Annotated in this window: 16 protein-coding genes and 1 tRNA gene; 5 read left to right on the plus strand and 12 right to left on the minus strand. The window is 75.5% G+C overall.

Annotated elements, in window-relative coordinates; translation table 11 throughout:
* Positions 1–71: 71 nt before the first annotated feature.
* From FVA95_RS00100 to FVA95_RS00125, 6 genes are all read right to left on the minus strand, one after another.
* A complete protein-coding gene (locus FVA95_RS00100; RefSeq protein WP_149662355.1) occupies positions 72–704 on the minus strand; it encodes an ANTAR domain-containing response regulator in 633 nt (210 codons plus the stop codon).
* Between the two features lie 156 nt (positions 705–860).
* On the minus strand, positions 861–1,187 hold the full coding sequence (locus FVA95_RS00105; RefSeq protein ID WP_149662356.1) for a hypothetical protein: 327 nt from the start codon (positions 1,185–1,187) through the stop codon (positions 861–863).
* Between the two features lie 241 nt (positions 1,188–1,428).
* Positions 1,429–1,505 (minus strand) — tRNA-Leu (locus FVA95_RS00110).
* Positions 1,506–1,577: 72 nt separating this feature from the next.
* A complete protein-coding gene (locus tag FVA95_RS00115; protein WP_149662357.1) occupies positions 1,578–2,288 on the minus strand; it encodes a metallophosphoesterase in 711 nt (236 codons plus the stop codon).
* The gene (locus FVA95_RS00120; protein ID WP_149662451.1) at positions 2,285–3,445 is read right to left on the minus strand and encodes a class I SAM-dependent RNA methyltransferase; all 1,161 of its coding nucleotides are present in this window, start codon (positions 3,443–3,445) and stop codon (positions 2,285–2,287) included. The genes FVA95_RS00115 and FVA95_RS00120 overlap by 4 nt, the downstream gene beginning before the upstream one ends.
* Before the next feature lie 32 nt (positions 3,446–3,477).
* The gene (locus FVA95_RS00125; protein WP_240051159.1) at positions 3,478–5,559 is read right to left on the minus strand and encodes an APC family permease; all 2,082 of its coding nucleotides are present in this window, start codon (positions 5,557–5,559) and stop codon (positions 3,478–3,480) included.
* Between the two features lie 141 nt (positions 5,560–5,700).
* On the opposite strand from FVA95_RS00125, the gene FVA95_RS00130 reads away from it, so the two are divergent.
* Both FVA95_RS00130 and FVA95_RS00135 read left to right on the plus strand, forming a co-directional pair.
* A complete protein-coding gene (locus FVA95_RS00130; protein WP_020622835.1) occupies positions 5,701–6,363 on the plus strand; it encodes a TrkA family potassium uptake protein in 663 nt (220 codons plus the stop codon).
* Positions 6,363–7,016, plus strand: coding sequence for a TrkA family potassium uptake protein (locus tag FVA95_RS00135; RefSeq protein ID WP_149662358.1), 654 nt, complete (start codon positions 6,363–6,365; stop codon positions 7,014–7,016). The genes FVA95_RS00130 and FVA95_RS00135 overlap by 1 nt, the downstream gene beginning before the upstream one ends.
* 60 nt (positions 7,017–7,076) lie before the next feature.
* On the opposite strand, the gene FVA95_RS00140 is transcribed toward FVA95_RS00135, so the two are convergent.
* The 4 genes from FVA95_RS00140 to dut all read right to left on the minus strand — a co-directional run bounded on the left by FVA95_RS00140 (position 7,077) and on the right by dut (position 12,524).
* A complete protein-coding gene (locus tag FVA95_RS00140; protein WP_149662359.1) occupies positions 7,077–7,844 on the minus strand; it encodes a DUF3159 domain-containing protein in 768 nt (255 codons plus the stop codon).
* A 48-nt stretch (positions 7,845–7,892) separates the two neighbouring features.
* Positions 7,893–8,270, minus strand: coding sequence for an OB-fold nucleic acid binding domain-containing protein (locus tag FVA95_RS00145; protein WP_020622832.1), 378 nt, complete (start codon positions 8,268–8,270; stop codon positions 7,893–7,895).
* A 249-nt stretch (positions 8,271–8,519) separates the two neighbouring features.
* Positions 8,520–12,008, minus strand: a complete 3,489-nt coding sequence (locus FVA95_RS00150; protein ID WP_149662360.1) for a DUF3710 domain-containing protein — start codon at positions 12,006–12,008, stop codon at positions 8,520–8,522.
* Positions 12,009–12,524 carry a dUTP diphosphatase gene (dut, locus tag FVA95_RS00155; RefSeq protein ID WP_149662361.1) on the minus strand — a complete coding sequence of 172 codons (516 nt, stop codon included), beginning with the start codon at positions 12,522–12,524 and terminating at the stop codon, positions 12,009–12,011. It lies immediately after the preceding gene.
* 25 nt (positions 12,525–12,549) lie between these two features.
* Between dut and FVA95_RS00160 the strand changes: the two genes are divergently transcribed.
* Positions 12,550–13,053: a DUF3093 domain-containing protein gene (locus tag FVA95_RS00160; RefSeq protein WP_193564261.1), complete on the plus strand. Its 504-nt coding sequence runs from the start codon at positions 12,550–12,552 to the stop codon at positions 13,051–13,053.
* A 111-nt stretch (positions 13,054–13,164) separates the two neighbouring features.
* On the opposite strand, the gene FVA95_RS00165 is transcribed toward FVA95_RS00160, so the two are convergent.
* Positions 13,165–13,467 carry a DUF4193 domain-containing protein gene (locus FVA95_RS00165; RefSeq protein WP_020626973.1) on the minus strand — a complete coding sequence of 101 codons (303 nt, stop codon included), beginning with the start codon at positions 13,465–13,467 and terminating at the stop codon, positions 13,165–13,167.
* A gap of 314 nt (positions 13,468–13,781) precedes the next feature.
* Here FVA95_RS00165 and FVA95_RS00170 point away from each other — a divergent pair, with 314 nt between their 5' ends.
* Positions 13,782–14,867, plus strand: a complete 1,086-nt coding sequence (locus FVA95_RS00170) for a phosphotransferase family protein (protein WP_149662362.1) — start codon at positions 13,782–13,784, stop codon at positions 14,865–14,867.
* Entirely contained in the window at positions 14,867–15,496 is a 630-nt protein-coding gene (gene cei / locus FVA95_RS00175; RefSeq protein ID WP_149662363.1) for an envelope integrity protein Cei, read from the plus strand. The genes FVA95_RS00170 and cei overlap by 1 nt, the downstream gene beginning before the upstream one ends.
* 18 nt (positions 15,497–15,514) lie before the next feature.
* Here the strand turns inward: cei and FVA95_RS00180 are convergent, their stop codons facing one another.
* Positions 15,515–16,345, minus strand: coding sequence for an inositol monophosphatase family protein (locus FVA95_RS00180; RefSeq protein ID WP_149662364.1), 831 nt, complete (start codon positions 16,343–16,345; stop codon positions 15,515–15,517).
* Positions 16,346–16,383 lie beyond the last annotated feature (38 nt).

Genomic DNA, 16,383 nt, shown 5'->3' on the forward strand with positions numbered 1-16,383 from the left:
CCGTGCCATGACGACGAGGGGCCCCGCCGGTATCGGCGGGGCCCCTCGTCGTGGTCGCGGGTGGTCGTCGGTCAGGACGACTTCGCCGGGGCGAGCCCCTCGACGACGGCCGCGGCCACGGCCTTCATCGTGGTGCGGCGGTCCATGGCGGTCCGCTGGATCCAGCGGAAGGCCTCGGGCTCGGACATCTTCTGCGCGGTCATGAGCAGGCCCTTGGCCCGGTCGACGACCTTGCGGGTCTCGAAGCGCTCGTTGAGGCTCGCGACCTCGTCCTCGAGCGCCTTCTTCTCGGCGAACCGGGAGACGGCGAGCTCGATGGCCGGGACCAGCTCGTGCCGGGCGAACGGCTTGACCAGGTAGGCCATGGCGCCAGCGTCGCGGGCGCGCTCGATCAGCTCGCGCTGGCTGAACGCGGTCAGCATGACGACCGGCGCGATCTTCTCCTCGACGATGGTCGACGCCGCCTCGATGCCGTCCTTCTTGGGCATCTTGACGTCCATGATCACCAGGTCGGGCTTCAGCTCGCGGGCCTGGGTGATGGCGGCCTCGCCGTCGCCGGCCTCACCTGCGATGCGGTAGCCCTCCTCGGAGAGCATCTCGGCCAGGTCCATGCGGATCAGGGCCTCGTCCTCGACGACCAGCACCCGCCACCCGGGCTGCGGGCCGTCCTCGGCCGGCGTCTCTGCGGGAACGTTGTCGGTCACCGGAGAACTCCTTCATCGGTCGGTGGGGTGTCCGGGGTGTCCGGACGGCCAACGCTACCGGCGGTCCGGGCAGCAGCCGAGCCACTTCGGCCTTTCGTGTGCGGAAACACGCCCGGTCGACCGCGTTTCCCGTCCGATCGGAGGGGTGCGACCCGATCACGTCTTCGGTCCGATCGCGGCGTCGAGCTCGGCGACCGCGTCGGCCCTGGCCACCGACGGACACGTGCGTCGGGCCCGGCGGTGCGCAATCCCCAGCAGGTCGAGCGCCCCCTCGGCGAGCCGCATGATGCCCTCGGAGGTGTTGTCGAAGAACCAGCGCGGGTAGGAGTACTCACGTACCGAACCGTCGGCGAGGACCGCGCGGACCCGGTTCGTGGTGCGACAGCCGTCGGAATGGAACAGGCCACGGAGCAAGCGGCCGGGACGGGTGACGACGACGGCGCGCTGCCACGGTTCGAGTCGGATCCCGCGGGTGTGCTTCATTCCGGGGCCGTGCTGGGGGGAACAGTCAGGTCCAGTGCCGCGAGAAGCATGTCACCGCCGTGGACCCGGCCCTGGGTGTCGTCGACACCGAGGCGCCCGGGAGGACCGCCGCGGTCGCGCCGACGGCCGCGGCCACCGACCGAACCGGCATGCCGCCGCGATACAGCGACCGGGCCCTGTCGACGACGTGCGGCGGGTGCATGCGGAAACCGTCGCACGTGACACCGACGATTCCGGACAATGGTGCCCTCGGTGGGATTCGAACCCACACTGTATGCATTTTGAGTGCATCGTCTCTGCCGATTGGACTACGAGGGCTTGCTACTTTCGGCGTATTCAGTTCTGAACCGAGCTTAGCGGGTTCCGAGTTGCCGCGACATCGGACCCGCCTCACACCGGCCAGTTCAGGAACCGGCTGCGCGGCGGCCCGTCACCGAGCACGTGCAGCACCCCACCCGGCGCCGGGACCGGGTCGGAGTCCCCGGCACCGGGCACGTCCGGCCAGCGCAGGGCGGGCGCCACCGACGGGGCGACGACGAGCGGGTGCCCGGCGAACGTCGTCGCCAGCGGCGTGTGGACGTGCCCGCACACGACCAGCGTCGGGTCGGACCGGGCGGCGAGCAGCATCTCCAGCGGGCCGGGGTCGCGCAGCCGTATCCCGTCGAGCACGGGGTGCCCGAGCGCGACCGGCGGGTGGTGCAGGGCGACCAGCAGCGGCGCAGGGTCCCGGACGGCCTCGGTGAGCAGCGCGACGGCGCCCTCGGACAGCGCGCCGTGCGGCGCACCGGGGACCAGGGTGTCCAGCAGCACCACCGTGCTGCCGCCGACCCGGTGCAGCCGGTCCCCCACCGGGCCGACGGCGGCGGCCATCGCGACGCGGTCGTCGTGGTTGCCGGGCACGTGCAGCGCGTCGAGCCCGGCCAGCAGGGCGGCGGCCCCGGCGTAGGCCGCGGGGTCGCCGTGGTCGGCGAGGTCCCCGGTCACGACCACGACGTCCGGCGCCGGATCCAGCGACCGGACCCCGGCGACGGCGCGGGCGGCCCGGCCCTCCGGATCCGGACGCCCGAGGTGCAGGTCCGAGAGCTGGACGACGGTGGTCACCGCGGGATCCGCTCCAGCAGGGCGGCCGCCTCCATGTGGTGGGTCATCGGGAACGCGTCGAACGCCCGTAGCGCGGCGGTGCGGTACCCGGCGGTGGCGAACAGGGACAGGTCCCGGGCCAGCGCGGCCGGGTCGCAGGCGATGTGCACGATCCGCCGCGGGCCGCGGGCGGCCAGGTCACGCACCGCGGCCTTCCCGAGCCCGGCCCGCGGCGGGTCAGTGACCACGACGTCGGGGTCGGGCCGGAGCCGGGCGATCTCACGCTCGGCGCGGCCCTGCACGAACTGGACCTGAGGCAGGTCGGCCAGCGCGGCGGCGCCGTCGGCGACCGCGGACGCGGCGGACTCGACGACCAGCACGGTCCCGGACTCCCCCACCTGGCCGGCGAGGACCGAGCCGAGCAGCCCGACGCCGCCGTAGAGGTCCCAGGCGACGCCGCCCGCGGGGGCGTCGGCCCAGTCCCGCACGACCGACGCGAGGGTGTCCGGCAGCGCCGGGTGGACCTGCCAGAACGTGCCGGCCGACAGCTCCCAGCTGCGGTTTGCCGCCGTCACGGTGGCGCCGGAGCCGACCCGGGCCGCCCCGTCGCCGACGACGGTGACGTCGAGCTCGGAGTCGGGCCGGAAGCGACGCTCCAGCACCGGGGGCAGCGCGCCCGCCGGGACGAGCGGGCAGTCACCGATCTCGCACACGTCGTGGCTGCGGTGGGCGCGCAGGCCGGGGACACCGGCGTCGTCGACGGCCAGCCGCACCCGGGTGCGCCAGCCGAACGGACCGCCGGGGAGCTCCTCGACCTCGACCGCGGCGAGGTCGGCGGTGGCGACGACCGCGGCCCCGGCGCCGAGACGCTCCAGCTGCTCGCGCAGGACGGTCGTCTTCAGGACGCGCTGGGTGGCGTGGTCGGTGTGCTGGAAGTCGCATCCGCCGCAGCCGCCGGGCCCGGCCCACGGGCAGGCGGGCTCGACCCGGTCCGGGGACGCCTCCAGCACGGCGACGGCGTCGGCGCGGCAGAACGCGCCGCCCGGGTCGTCGGTGACCACCGCACGGACCAGCTCACCGGGCAGTGCGTGCCGGACGAACACGACCCGGCCACCGTCACCGTCGCGGGCCACGCAGTGTCCGCCGTGCGCGACGGGGCCGACCCGCAGCTCCAGCATCCGGTCGGTCCAGTCGGTCGCCGTGTCGGCGTTCACCGGTCCTCCTCCTTCGGGACACGGGGTGCGGGCGAGGTGCCGCCACCGGTCCGGACGCCCGCGCCGTCGTGGAGTTCGCCGGGCAGCTGCTCCATGCCCGGGTAGCCGCGCCGGGACGCCCCCGGCGCCTGGAGCGGCGACAGCGCCCGCGCGCGCGAGGACGACGGCAGCTGCCACGGCACGCTGGTCACCATCACCCCCGGCTGGAACAGCAGCCTCGTCTTGAGCCGCAGTGCGCTCTGGTTGTGCAGCACCTGCTCCCACCAGTGCCCGACGACGTACTCCGGGATGTAGACGGTCACGACGTTGCGTGGGGAGTCGCTGCGGATCCGCTTGACGTAGTCCAGCACGGGCCGGGTGATCTCCCGGTAGGGCGACTCGACGACCTTCAGCGGGACCGGCAGGTTCCGCTTGTGCCACTGCTCGACGAGCTTCTTGGTCTCGGAGTCGTCGACGTTGACCGTGACCGCCTCGAGGATGTCCGGGCGGGTCGCGCGGGCGTAGGCCAGCGCCCGCAGCGTCGGCTTGTGCAGCGTGGAGACCAGCACGACGGCGTGGTTGCGCGAGGGCAGCACGTCGTCGGTCTCGTCGGCGACGAGTGCGGCCGCGACCCGATCGTAGTGCAGCTGGATCAGCCGCATGAGCACGAAGAACCCGCCCATCGCGACGATCGCGATCCAGGCGCCGAGGGTGAACTTGGTGATCAGCACCGTGATCAGCACGACGCCGGTCATGCAGGCGCCGAACCCGTTGATCGACTGCGCGCGGCGGATCCGGCGGCGCTCGGACACCGGCGGGTCCAGCGCGAGCTCCCGGTTCCAGTGCCGGACCATGCCGGCCTGGGACAGCGTGAACGACACGAACACGCCGACGGTGTAGAGCGGGATGAGCCGGGTGACCTCGGCCTGGAAGCCCACGACGAGCAGGATCGCGAACAGCGCGAGCGCGACGATGCCGTTGGAGAACGCGAGCCGGTCGCCGCGGGTGTGCAGCTGGCGGGGCAGGTAGCGGTCCTGGGACAGGATCGAGCCGAGCACCGGGAAGCCGTTGAACGCGGTGTTCGCGGCCAGGACCAGGATCAGCGCCGTCATCACGATGACGAAGAAGTAGCCCGGCGGGAAGTTGTCGAAGACCGCGTCGGCGAGCTGGGCGATCATGGTGTGCTGCTCGTAGCCGGGCGGGGCGTCGGGGAACTGGCGCGCCGGGTCCTCGGCGATCTGGACGCCGGTGAGCTGCGCCAGCGCGATCAGCCCCATGAACAGCGACACCGACATCGCCCCGAGCAGCAGCAGCGTGGTGGCCGCGTTCTTCGACTTCGGCTTGCGGAAGGCCGGCACGCCGTTCGAGATCGCCTCGACGCCGGTCAGCGCGGCCGCGCCCTGGGTGAAGCTGCGCAGCACGAGCAGCACCAGGGCGAGTCCGGTGAACGCGTCTCCCTCCGCGACCAGGTGCAGGTCGGCGCTCTCGGCGCGCACCGGGTCGCCGAGGATCAGCACCCGGGTCAGCCCCCAGAGGATCATCGTCGCGACACCGAGGACGAAGGCGTAGACCGGGACCGCGAAGGCGGCGCCGGACTCGCGGATGCCGCGCAGGTTGATCGCGGTGAGCACGGCGATCGCCGAGACGGCGAACAGCACCTTGTGCTCGGCGACGAACGGCACCAGCGCGCCGATGTTGGCCGCGGCCGCGGAGATCGAGACGGCGACGGTGAGGGTGTAGTCGACGAGCAGCGCGCTGGCGACGGTCAGTCCCGCGTTCTTGCCGAGGTTGACCGTCGCGACCTCGTAGTCACCCCCGCCGGAGGGGTAGGCGTGGACGTTCTGCCGGTAGCTGGCGACGACCGTGAGCAGCACGACGACGACGGCGAGACCGATCCAGGGCGACATCGCGTAGGAGGCGACACCGGCGACCGACAGGGTCAGGAAGATCTCCTCCGGCGCGTAGGCGACCGACGACATGGCGTCGGAGGCGAACACGGGGAGGGCGATCCGCTTCGGGAGCAGGGTGCTGGTCAGGCGGTCGCTGCGCTGCGGTCGTCCGACCACGAGCCGCTTGAGAGCGACGGCGAGCTTGGACACGGGGCGCAGCCTATGCCCCCGGTCCGATCCGCTTCGCGATAGCGTTCACTCCGCGTCGTCGGCGTCCCCGTCGCCGTCGGTACAGAAGGAACGAACCGTACATCCCGGGCCTCCCGACCCGGCGGAAGGACCCCAGACGCCATGCACGTCGTGATCATGGGATGTGGCCGCGTCGGCGCGTCCCTGGCCTCGGGCCTGGAGCGGCTCGGCCACGAGGTCGCGGTGATCGACCGCGACCCGCAGGCCTTCCGCCGGCTCGGCCCGGACTTCCGCGGGCGCCAGGTGGTCGGCTTCGGCTTCCACCGCAGCGTGCTCGACGAGGCGGGGCTGGAGTCCGCCGACGCGTTCGCCGCCGTCTCCTCCGGGGACAACTCCAACATCATCGCCGCCCGGGTGGCGCGCGAGAGCTACGGCGTCGGCAAGGTCGTCGCCCGGATCTACGACGCCAAGCGCGCCGCGGTGTACGAGCGCCTCGGCATCCCGACGGTCGCGACCGTCCCGTGGACGACCGACCGGCTGCTGCGCATGCTGCTGCCCGACGGCGTCGCCACCGCCTGGCGCGAGCCCACCGGCACCGTGGCCGTCCTGCCGCTGCCGCTGCACGAGAACTGGGTGGGGCGCCCGATCCGCGACCTGGAGCGGGCGACGAGCTCGCGGGTCGCGTTCATCGTGCGGTTCGGCACCGGGGTGCTGCCGACCAAGGACACCACCGTGCAGCACGAGGACACCGTCTACGTGGCGGCGGTCTCGGGCACGGTCAGCGACGTGACGGCGGCCGCCGCGGCGCCGCCCGAGGAGGACTGATGCGGGTCGCGATCGCGGGTGCGGGCGCCGTCGGGCGGTCCATCGCGCTGGAGCTGGTCGAGTCCGACCACCGGGTCATGCTGATCGAGCGCGAGCTGACCCACATCGACCCGAACTCCGTCCCCGAGGCCGAGTGGGTGCACGCCGACGCCTGCGAGCTGTCGTCGCTGGAGGACGCCGGCATCGAGGGCTGCGATGTCGTGATCGCCGCGACCGGCGACGACAAGGTCAACCTGGTGGTGTCGCTGCTGGCGAAGACCGAGTTCGGGGTCCGCCGGGTGGTGGCCAGGGTGAACGACCCGCGCAACGAGTGGCTGTTCAGGGAGAACTGGGGCGTCGACGTCGCGGTGTCGACGCCGCGGCTGCTGGCGGCGCTGGTCGAGGAGGCCGTCGCCGTCGGGGACCTGGTGCGGCTGCTGACGCTACGTCAGGGGCAGGCGAACCTCGTCGAGGTGACGCTGCCCGAGGACACCCCCCTGGCCGGGCGGCCGGTGCGGGTGCTGGAGCTGCCGACGGACTCGGCGCTGGTGACGATCCTGCGCGGCGGCCGGGTCATCGTGCCGCAGCCCGACGACGCCCTGGAGGGCGGCGACGAGCTGCTGTTCGTGGCGACGACGGCGGTCGAGGAGGACATCCGCGCCGCTCTCCTGTGACCCCGCCTCTCCTGCCCCGCCGGGGACCGGCACCCGGGGTGCCCCGCGTGCCGGTGCCGCTCAGGCGGTCGCGGGGCGGGCGCGCTCGGCGCGGCGCACGATGAGGATCGTGGCCAGGATCGCGACCCCGGTGAGCGGGTAGCCCATCGCGAGCCGCGCGACGCCCAGCCAGGTCTCGGAGTCGGCGAGGTACAGCCCGCCCTGCACGACGACCTTCGCGAGAAAGGTCCCCGCCCACACCGCGGTGGCCCAGCCGTAGGCGCGGACCAGGTGGGGGTCTGCGCGCCACTCGGTGCCGTGTCCGTTGATGCCGTGCCAGATCACCCCCGCCAGCGGCCAGCGGGCGATGATCGAGACCAGCGCGACGACGCCCAGGGCGCCGCTGTAGAGCAGACCGGGCAGGTAGAAGCCGCGGGCCTCCCCGGTCCGGCTCGCGACGAGCGCACACACTCCGACGCCGAGCAGACCGGAGATCGCCGGCATGACCGGGTCGCGGCGGACCAGACGCCAGACCAGCACCAGCACACCGGCTCCGACGGCCGCGTACAGCGCGGTCGTCAGGTCGGCCAGGATGTTGACGAGGACGAACACCACGACCGGGATGGTCGAGGCGACGATCCCGGTCACCCCGCCCATCTGTTCCAGCAGGGTCGGGGTGGGCGCCTCCGGGGTGGGCTCCGCCGGTCCCCCGGTCCGGTCCGGTTCCGGTGCGGCGGCGTGCGCCGGTGCCGTCACCGGCCGGCCGAGGGGCGCGGTCCGGTCCTGCGGGTCCACGTCGGTGACACGCGGGATCCGGGTGGTCGGGGCGTCGTGGTGGTGGTCGTTCAAGCCGGTCCGATCCGTCGGCTCAGGAGCAGGCCGCGAGGGTCCCGCGGGTCACTGCGCCTGGCAGATCTCGTAGTACGGGTTGTAGAGCACCTTGCGGCCGTCGCGGACCGAGATCCGGCCACGGACCCGCATGGTGCGTCCGGCCTCGATACCGGGGATGCTGCGCCGGCCCATCCAGACCAGGGTGACGCCGTCGGTCCCGTCGAACAGCTCGGCCTTCAGGGTGGCGTCGGCACTCTGCGGGCAGAGGTCGACGCTGCGGATCCGCCCGAGCATCGTGACCTCTTCGCCGCAGGCACAGTCGCGGGCCGGTCGTGCACCGGTCTCCTCGACGTCCTCGGCGAGATCGCGCGCGTCGAGTTCGTCGACATCGCTGGTGAGTTTGCGGAGCATCCGGCGGAACGCTCCGCCATCCGTGCTGCCCATGTCTCTCCTCGGCCGTATCCGGTACCGGCCCGGGGTCACCGGACCCTCCGGTGACCCGCATTCGCGTGGCAACACGACAGGGTGTCGTGGTGGCGCGGAGAGCGTAACGCGCGGATGCCCCGGTTTGTGCCCGCGGCGGCCCCGACCTCCCGGTCACCGCCCCGCCGACCGGCTCGCGCGCCGCGCCCGGTGGTCGACGGGCGGGTGCGGGCCGGGCGTACCGGACACCCGCGCCCATCCCGCTGCCGCTCAGTCCCGCCGGTGCCGTCCGAGGTCGCGGGGACCGGTGCCACCCGCGCGCCGACCGGAGGGCCACTGGCCGGTGAGCCCGGACCCGCCCGCGGCCCGCCCGGCGTCGAGCCCGCCGGAGGCGTCCTCGGTGTCGTCGGTGCCACCGCTGCCGTCGGCGCGCTCGCCCGCGGTGCCGGCCGGGTCCGCGGGCGCGGGGTCGTCCGCGCGGGCCGCGGCCCGTCCGGCGGCGGCCCGGCTCGCGCGGTAGTCGGCCAGCCCGGTGACACCGCCGTGCCCGTTGGTGCGGTCGGCACCCGGTCCGTCGGCGTGCGGCCCGCGGTCGGCCGACGCGCTGCGCAGCAGGTCCTGCAGGGCACTGCGTGCCTCGTCGGCCGAGGTGGGACCGCCTCCGTGCCAGGGGCGGTCCGCATCGGCCGCGGCCCGGAACAGATCGTCCCCGCCCGGACCCGGCGCGGCCGGGTACGCGGCCGGGGCCGGGTCGTGGTCCGCGCCGCGCGACGTGGAGCCGGTGGGCGCGGGACCGGCGGTGCCGCTCCCCTCGGCGGGCGCGTCGCCGGGTTCGCGGCGACGTCCACCGCCTGCGGGGGCGTCGAGGGCGACGGCGGCGAGCAGGTCCGCCACCGAGGTGCCCGCACCGGCGCCGTGCCGGCCGGAGCGGCGGCTGGCGGCGATCTCGGCGGACAGCCAGCCGTCGTCGTCCGGGGTGGGGTCGGTGGGTGCCGTGTGGCCGGGCGCGTCCGCGGTGGGCCGGGCGCCCCGCCGACGACGGGTGGGCGCCGGTTCGGCGGGCTCGGTCGGGGCCGGGAGCCGGTCGAGCGTGGCCTCCATGAGCGGCACGTCCGACAACGGGATGTCCTCGATGGCCCCGGTCGGCGGCGACGCAGGCTCCGGCGGGCCGGCCGGGGTGTCCCGAGTGCGCGCGGCGAGCAGGTCCGCGGCGTCGACACGGGTGGCGTCGGCGGCGCGGTCGCGCCGGGAGCGACGCGCCGACCCACCGGTGCCGGGCCGGGTCGACCCCGCGGCGGCATCGGAGGCGGTCGGGGTGCCGAACGGGTCCCGGCCGAGGGCGGCACCGTCGGCAGCGGCGTCGGCAGAGCCGTCGGGAGCGGTGCCGGGGCCCAGGGCGGTGCGGCCGTCGAACGCCGTGCCGTCGAACGCGGTGCCGTCGAACGCCGTGCCGTCGAACGCGGTGTCCCCGAGCGCGGGGCCGTCGAGCGCGGTGTCCCCGAGCGCGGGGCCGTCGAGCACGGTGCCGGGGTCGAGGGCCGAGGCCGGGACGGGGGTGCCGGTGTCCAGGATGTCGTCGGCCGACGCGCCCCGGCCGAAGCCGGTGAGCGGGGTCGCGGACCGGTCGTCCTCGACGCCGGCGAGCAGGTCGGCGGCCGACAGCGCGGTCACTGCCGGGTCGCGGCGGGCCGGGGGCCCCGCCGGTTCGGGCTCCGGGGCACGGAGCGGGGCGGCCGCGCTCGGCGCCGGGTCCGGCGCGTGCAGCGGAGCCGGGGCGTGCAGCGGAGCCGGGGCGTGGATCGACCCGCGCCCGGGCAGCGGGCCCACGCCGGTGTCGGGACCGGCCCGGCCCGGGCCGGCCGCGGGGGCCACGCCGCCCGCGGTCGGGATCGCGCCGGTCGGGGTCGCACTGCCGGGGATGCCCCCGGGCGGTGTGCCCCCGGGCTGTGAGGCGGCGGGGGGTGTGGCAGCGGCCGGGGCGCCGCCGAGCCGGTTCGCGCCGGTCCGGTCGGGCCGTGCCGGGCGCCCGCGTCGGCGGCCGGGCCGTGCCTCGGGCCCGGGGGCGACCAGCGGACCGTCGGTCAGCGCGGTGCGCTCGGCGGGCGACTCGTCGGTGCGCACGTCCGGGGCGAGCGGCGTGTGCGCCGCGGCCGGATCGGCCGGGGCCGCCGCGGCGGGGCGGCGGACCTGCGGCAGCGCGCGGGTGCGCGAGTCGGCGTCGTCGGTGGACGGGCGGGGACCCGCCGGCCTCGCGGGGGGCCGCGCGGCCGGTGCCCCGGACGCCGACGCCGCGCCGTACCGCGCCCGCCGCGGCGTCGCCGGTTCCGCGGAGGCGGCGGCCGGCACCGGGCGGGCGCCGGTCGTGGGGCCGGACGGCGCCGGGGTCGCGCCCGTCTCCCCGGCGGGGGCCGGGACGGACACGGTGATGCTGGGCTTCTGCGGCGCGACCTCGGGCTGCCGCTCGCGCAGGTGCTCGGGCAGCTCCAGGGGCAGGACGGTCCGCGGCGGGTACGGCGACTTCCCGCGGACGACGATGATCCCCCGCAGCACGCGCCGGAGCTCCACGTCGAGGGCCTCGACGGTCTCCAGCGACGCCGTCGCCACGCCGTAGACCATCCAGCGCGGGCCGTCGCAGCCGACGAACACCGAGGCGGCGTTCTCGGTGCGGGCGTGGAGCTCGCGGCCCCAGTCGCCGCGGGCGTTGCGGACCCGGGCACCGCCGGTGCGCAGGGACTGCTCGATCTCCGCGGACAGGTCCGCCCACAGCCCGGACGACCGCGGCGCGGCGAGCGCGCTCACCGCGATCCGGCCCTCGGCCAGGAGCAGGTGCACCGCCTGGGGACGCTCGGCGCCGGCGGGCTCCAGCTTCAGCTCGGCGCCGTAGGGCACCGGGACCTGCAGGGCACCGAGGTCGACGCGGGCGAGCGCGTCGGTCATCGACGGGTCGAGCTCCTCGACGTCGGCCGGCCCCAGCGGGCGGCCGCCGCTGCCGGGCGGCGGGACCGAGAGCGGGGCGTCACCGACGCCGTACTCGTCCTCGTCGTACTCGTCGTCGTACTCGTCGTCGTACTCGTCGTCGTACTCGTCGTCGTACTCGTCCTCGTCGTCGTACTCGGCGTCGTGGTCACCGTCGTGGTCGGCGTCGCGGTCGTCGTCGGCGGGCCGGGACGGGCGCCGTCCCCAGGACGGGTCGTCCGGGTCGCCGCCGTCGAAGCCCTGCGGGGTGCGGTCGCGGGCGTAGGCGAGCTCGTCGTCCTCGACGCGGTGCGACAGCAGCGGGGGCTCCTCGTCGTCCCAGCAGCCGTCGGGTGCGACCCGGTCGTCGTACCCCGCGGGTGCGGGTGCCGGCAGGCGCCCGGAGGCGCCGGGGGCCGGAGCACGGCCGGTGGTGTCCCGGCCGACCGCGCGCACCGCCGTCGTCGCCGCGGCGGGGCCGGCGGGTGCGGGGACGGCGCCGCCGGTCCGCGGGCCGGGTGGCACCGGGCGGGAGCCGGTGGCGGGTGCGGAGCCGTTGCGCCCCGGCGCGGGCGGCCTGCCGTTCGGCGCACCGGGTCCGGAGCCGTTGCGCGGGGCCGCACCGTTCGCCGGCGGCGCCCCGCGGCGGGCGTCCTGCGCGGCGTAGTGGTCGGCGTAGTCGTCGAAGTCGTCGACGTCGGAGTCGCCGTAGCCGGGATAGCCCGGGTAGGCACCCGTCCCGGTGTCCTCGATCCCGTCCTCCGGACGGATGTCGAACATCCGACCGCGTGTGCGTCCGGGCATCTACTGGTCCCCTCCCCCGGCGACGAGCGCGGCGTTCCCGCCGGTCGAGCCGTGACCGGCGGCGCCGCGTACCGACGCGGGCAGCGCGGTGACCTCCACGAACCGGGCCGTCTCGACCCGTTGCACCACCAGCTGCGCGATGCGGTCCCCCCGGTGCAGCTCCACCGGCGTGTCCAGGTCGGTGTTGACCAGGCAGACCTTGATCTCGCCGCGGTACCCGGAGTCGACCGTGCCGGGTGCGTTGACGATCGAGAGCCCGCACCGGGCCGCCAGGCCGGACCGGGGATGCACGAACCCGGCGTAGCCCTCGGGCAGCGCGATCGCCACCCCGGTCCCGACGAGCGCCCGGCGCCCCGGCTGGAGGACCACGTCGGTGGTCGTCACGAGGTCGGCCCCGGCGTCGCCGGGCCGCGCGTACGCGGGCGGGGGGACGTCGGGGTCGAGCCGCGTCAGCAGGACGTCGACGGACGCTGCTGCCGGCGGCTGGTCCGGGGGAGCGGGCACGGAACCGGGCACGGCGGGCGACGCTACCCTGGGCCTCGTGAGCGAACGGGATCCGGAGACCGACTCTGCGACGGCTGGCCCTGCTGCGTTCGACGAGCGGTTGTCCGTCCCGGTGTGGTGGTACCTGCTCGCCGTCGGGCTCGGTGTCCTGATGGGCGCGCAGATCCACATGGGGTATCCCGGCCTGCGGGCGTGGCTGGGCTACGTGACGATGGTGCCGCTGTGCGTCGGTGTCCTGTGGTGGATGGGCCGCAGCCGCACCACCGTCCGCGACGGCGTGCTCGTCTCGAACGGCCGGGAGCTTCCGCTGTCCGCGGCGGGCGTCACCGACACCGTCGCGCGGGCCGACAAGCAGCAGGCGATGGGGCCCGATCTCGACCCGCAGGCCTACGTCCTGCACCGGGCGTGGGTGGGTCCCCTGGTGCGGGTCCAGGTGCTCGGCCGCGACGAGCCCTACTGGGTGCTCAGCACGCGCCGTCCCGACGAGCTGCGGGCGGCGATCGCCGCCCAGGCGCCACACCCCCAGCAACAGCAGCACTGACAGCGCGGACCCGCGCAGACACGACGGGGCCCCGGCGATCTCGCCGGGGCCCCGTCAGTGGTCCTCCCGTCGGGCGGGCCCTGTCGGGCCCGCCCGATCAGGCTTGCCCGATCAAGCGGCACAGTCGCGGCAGAGGAACTGTCCTCCCGAGGAGCTGGCGAGCCGGCTCCGGTGGTGCACCAGGAAGCAGCTCGCACAGGTGAACTCGTCCGCCTGCTTCGGCAGGACGTTCACCGTCAGTTCCTCGCCCGACAGGTCCGCGCCCGGGAGCTCGTAGCTCTCCGCGGTGTCGGTCTCCTCGACGTCGACGACCGCGGACTGCGCCTCGTTGCGGCGCTGCTTGAGCTCGTCGAGCGAGTCCTCGGCCATCTCGTCGGCCTCATTGCGACGCGGGGCGTCGTAGTCGGTCGCCATCAGGTCTCACCCTTGCCTCACGTCCGAGCTGCTCGATTCCGGCCCACGAGCAGCGGTACTTCGCATCGGTTGGTCGTCGCGTGCCGCTGGAGAACGTCGCGGGGAGCGGGTTTGTGCCCGCCCCCATGAGTGACGCCGGTCTCACCTGGCCCGGTGGACCGGGTGGCTCGTCCGTCGTGAGTCCTGTCGCGGCCGGTCCGTCACCGGCGGCGGGGAGGGTAGCCCAGCGTCCGCGGAGCGTCGCAGCGAGTCCCCCGATCACGCCGGGTGTCGCCCCGACGCCACCGCCGCCGGGCGCACTAGTGTCGCCCGGTGTGACGACGAGCGCCCGCACCCCCACGCCCGGTGCCGACCCCGCCACCGTCGGCGCGTGGCTGTCCACGGCCCTCGGCGACGAACGGTGGCGCGAGGCGCGGCTCACCCCGATCGGCGCCGGGCGGTCCAACCTGACCTACCGGGTCTCCTCCCCCGCCGGTGCGGTCGTGCTGCGTCGCCCGCCGGTCGGCGAGGTCGCCGCGACCGCCCACGACATGGGCCGCGAGCAGCGGGTGATCTCCGCGCTGGGGCCGAGCGCCGTCCCCGTCCCCGCGGTGCTGGCCGCCGACGACGGTGACGTGCTCGGCGCCCCCTGCTTCGTGATGGAGCTCGTCGACGGCGTCGTGCCGCTCGACGACCTGCCCGAGGACTGGGCGGCCACGGAGCAGCAGCGCCGCGCCGCGGGCGAGGAGCTGGTGGACGTGCTGGCCGCGCTGCACGCCGTCGACCCGGTCGCGGCGGGACTGGGCGACTTCGGTCGTCCGGAGGGCTTCATGGAGCGTCAGATCCGGCGCTGGGGCACGCAGTGGGCCGCCGCCCGCGACGGCGACGACCCCGTCCCGGTGGACGCGGAGGTCGAGTCCGAGCTCACCCGGCTCTCCGAGCGGCTGGCCGCCGACGTACCGACCGCGCAGCGCCACACCGTGGTGCACGGCGACTACCGGCTCGACAACTGCGTCTTCGACGCCGGGGACCCCGGCCGCATCCGCGCGGTCCTGGACTGGGAGATGTCCACCCTCGGCGACCCGCTGGCCGACCTCGGGCTGCTGCTCGTCTACTGGAAGCAGGACGGCGACGCCACCGTCTGGTCCTCCGCCCAGCCCCTGGCGAGCCCGACCGGCCTGCCCGGCTTCCCGACGCGGCGCGAGCTCGTCGAGGGCTACACCGCGCGCACCGGCCTCGACGCCGGACCGCTGCCCTGGTACGTCGGGTTCGGCGCGTTCAAGCTGGCCGTCGTGCTCGCGGGGATCCTGGCGCGGGCCCGGGCCGGGTCGGTGCCGGAGGAGATGGCCGACGGCCTCGACGGGTCGGTCGGCCCGCTCGTCGCACTGGGCCACCACGTCCTGGACGGAGGGTCGATCTGATGCCTGCCGGCCGCACCCGCACCGACCGTCCCTACGAGCGGCGCCGGGCCCGTCCGATCCTGGTGACCACCGCGCTGCTGGCCGTGCTGGCCGTCGCCACGTGGGCGGTCGTGCTCGGCACCGCCTCGGACGGCTCGGCGTCGACGAACTGCCCGGCCCCGTCGTCGGGGGCCCTGGCCGGAACCGAGATCGACCGGGCCGAGCTGGCCTCGGTCGCCCCGGCCGCCCCGGACGACGTCCGCTTCCACGTCCTCAACGCCGGCGGTCAGCGCGGGCAGGCGAACCTGGTGTCCGCCGAGCTCAAGGACCTGCAGTTCGGCGAGGCCGGGACGCCGGGCAACGACCCCGCGTTCCCGCAGGGCGACCTGGACTGCATCGGGCAGATGCGGTTCGGCCCGGAAGGTGCGGCGTCCGCGTCGACGCTCGCGCTGGCGCTGCCCTGCGTCGAGCTGATCCGCGACGATCGGCAGGGGGCGGTGGTCGACGTCGTCGTCGGGTCGGCGTTCACCGACGTCGCACCGGGTCGTGCGGCCCGCGACGTGCTGGACCAGCTGTCCGCGCCGGGCACCGAGGGCGGTCCGCGGGCCGACCCGGGCCTGCTGGCCCAGGCCCGCGCGGCGGCCTGCTGAGCGGAGCGCCCCGGCGGCTCAGACGGTGTCGGCGCCGCTGCGGCGGGCCAGCTCCGCGAGGGCGGTGGCGACTCCGGGCGCGGCGGCGAGCGTGACGTCGGCGCCCAGGGCGTCGCCGTCGTCGAGGCCGTGGACGCCCGGGCTGCCCGAGACGTGCACGACGGCACCGGCCTCGGTCGCGATCAGCGCACCGGCCGCCCAGTCCCACCAGTTGCAGCCGTGCTCGAGGTAGCCGTCGAGCCAGCCGGCCGCGACCGCGCACAGGTCCAGCGACGCCGCGCCGGCCCGGCGCACGTCGCGGACCTCGGGGAGCATCGCCGCGACCATCCGGGCCTGGCGGGCGCGCCGCTCGGCGCGGTAGGCGAACCCGGTGCCGACCAGCGACTGGCCGAGCTCGGTGGTCGCGGCGGCGCGCAGCGGACGCCCGTCGAGGGTCGCGCCGAGACCACGCCCGGCCGACCAGAGCCGCCCGGAGGCGGGCTCGGACACCGCACCGGCCACGCCCTCCCCGTCGACCACGGCGGCGATCGAGATCCCGTACCAGGGCAGGCCGTAGAGGTAGTTGACGGTGCCGTCGATCGGGTCGACCACCCAGCGCGCGACGGCGGGGTCGCCCGCGCCCTCCTCGCCGTACACCGGCTCACCGGGGCGCAGCTGCGCGAGCCGGTCGCGGACGAACCGCTCCACCGAGGCGTCGGAGGCGGTGACGACGTCGGTCGGCGAGGACTTCGTCGTGACGCCGTCGTCGTGCGGGGCGGGCAGGCCGCGCAGGTGCTCCGCGGCCTCGGCCGCGACCTGCTCGGCGACGGCGCGCAGGGTGGCGGGATCGCTGCTCTCGTGCGGGCTCACCACCCCATCCGACCACGTGCGGAGCCGCCGGGACGCGC

Origin of the sequence: Pseudonocardia sp. EV170527-09 (assembly GCF_008369905.1) — a bacterium.
Lineage (GTDB): Bacteria > Actinomycetota > Actinomycetes > Mycobacteriales > Pseudonocardiaceae > Pseudonocardia.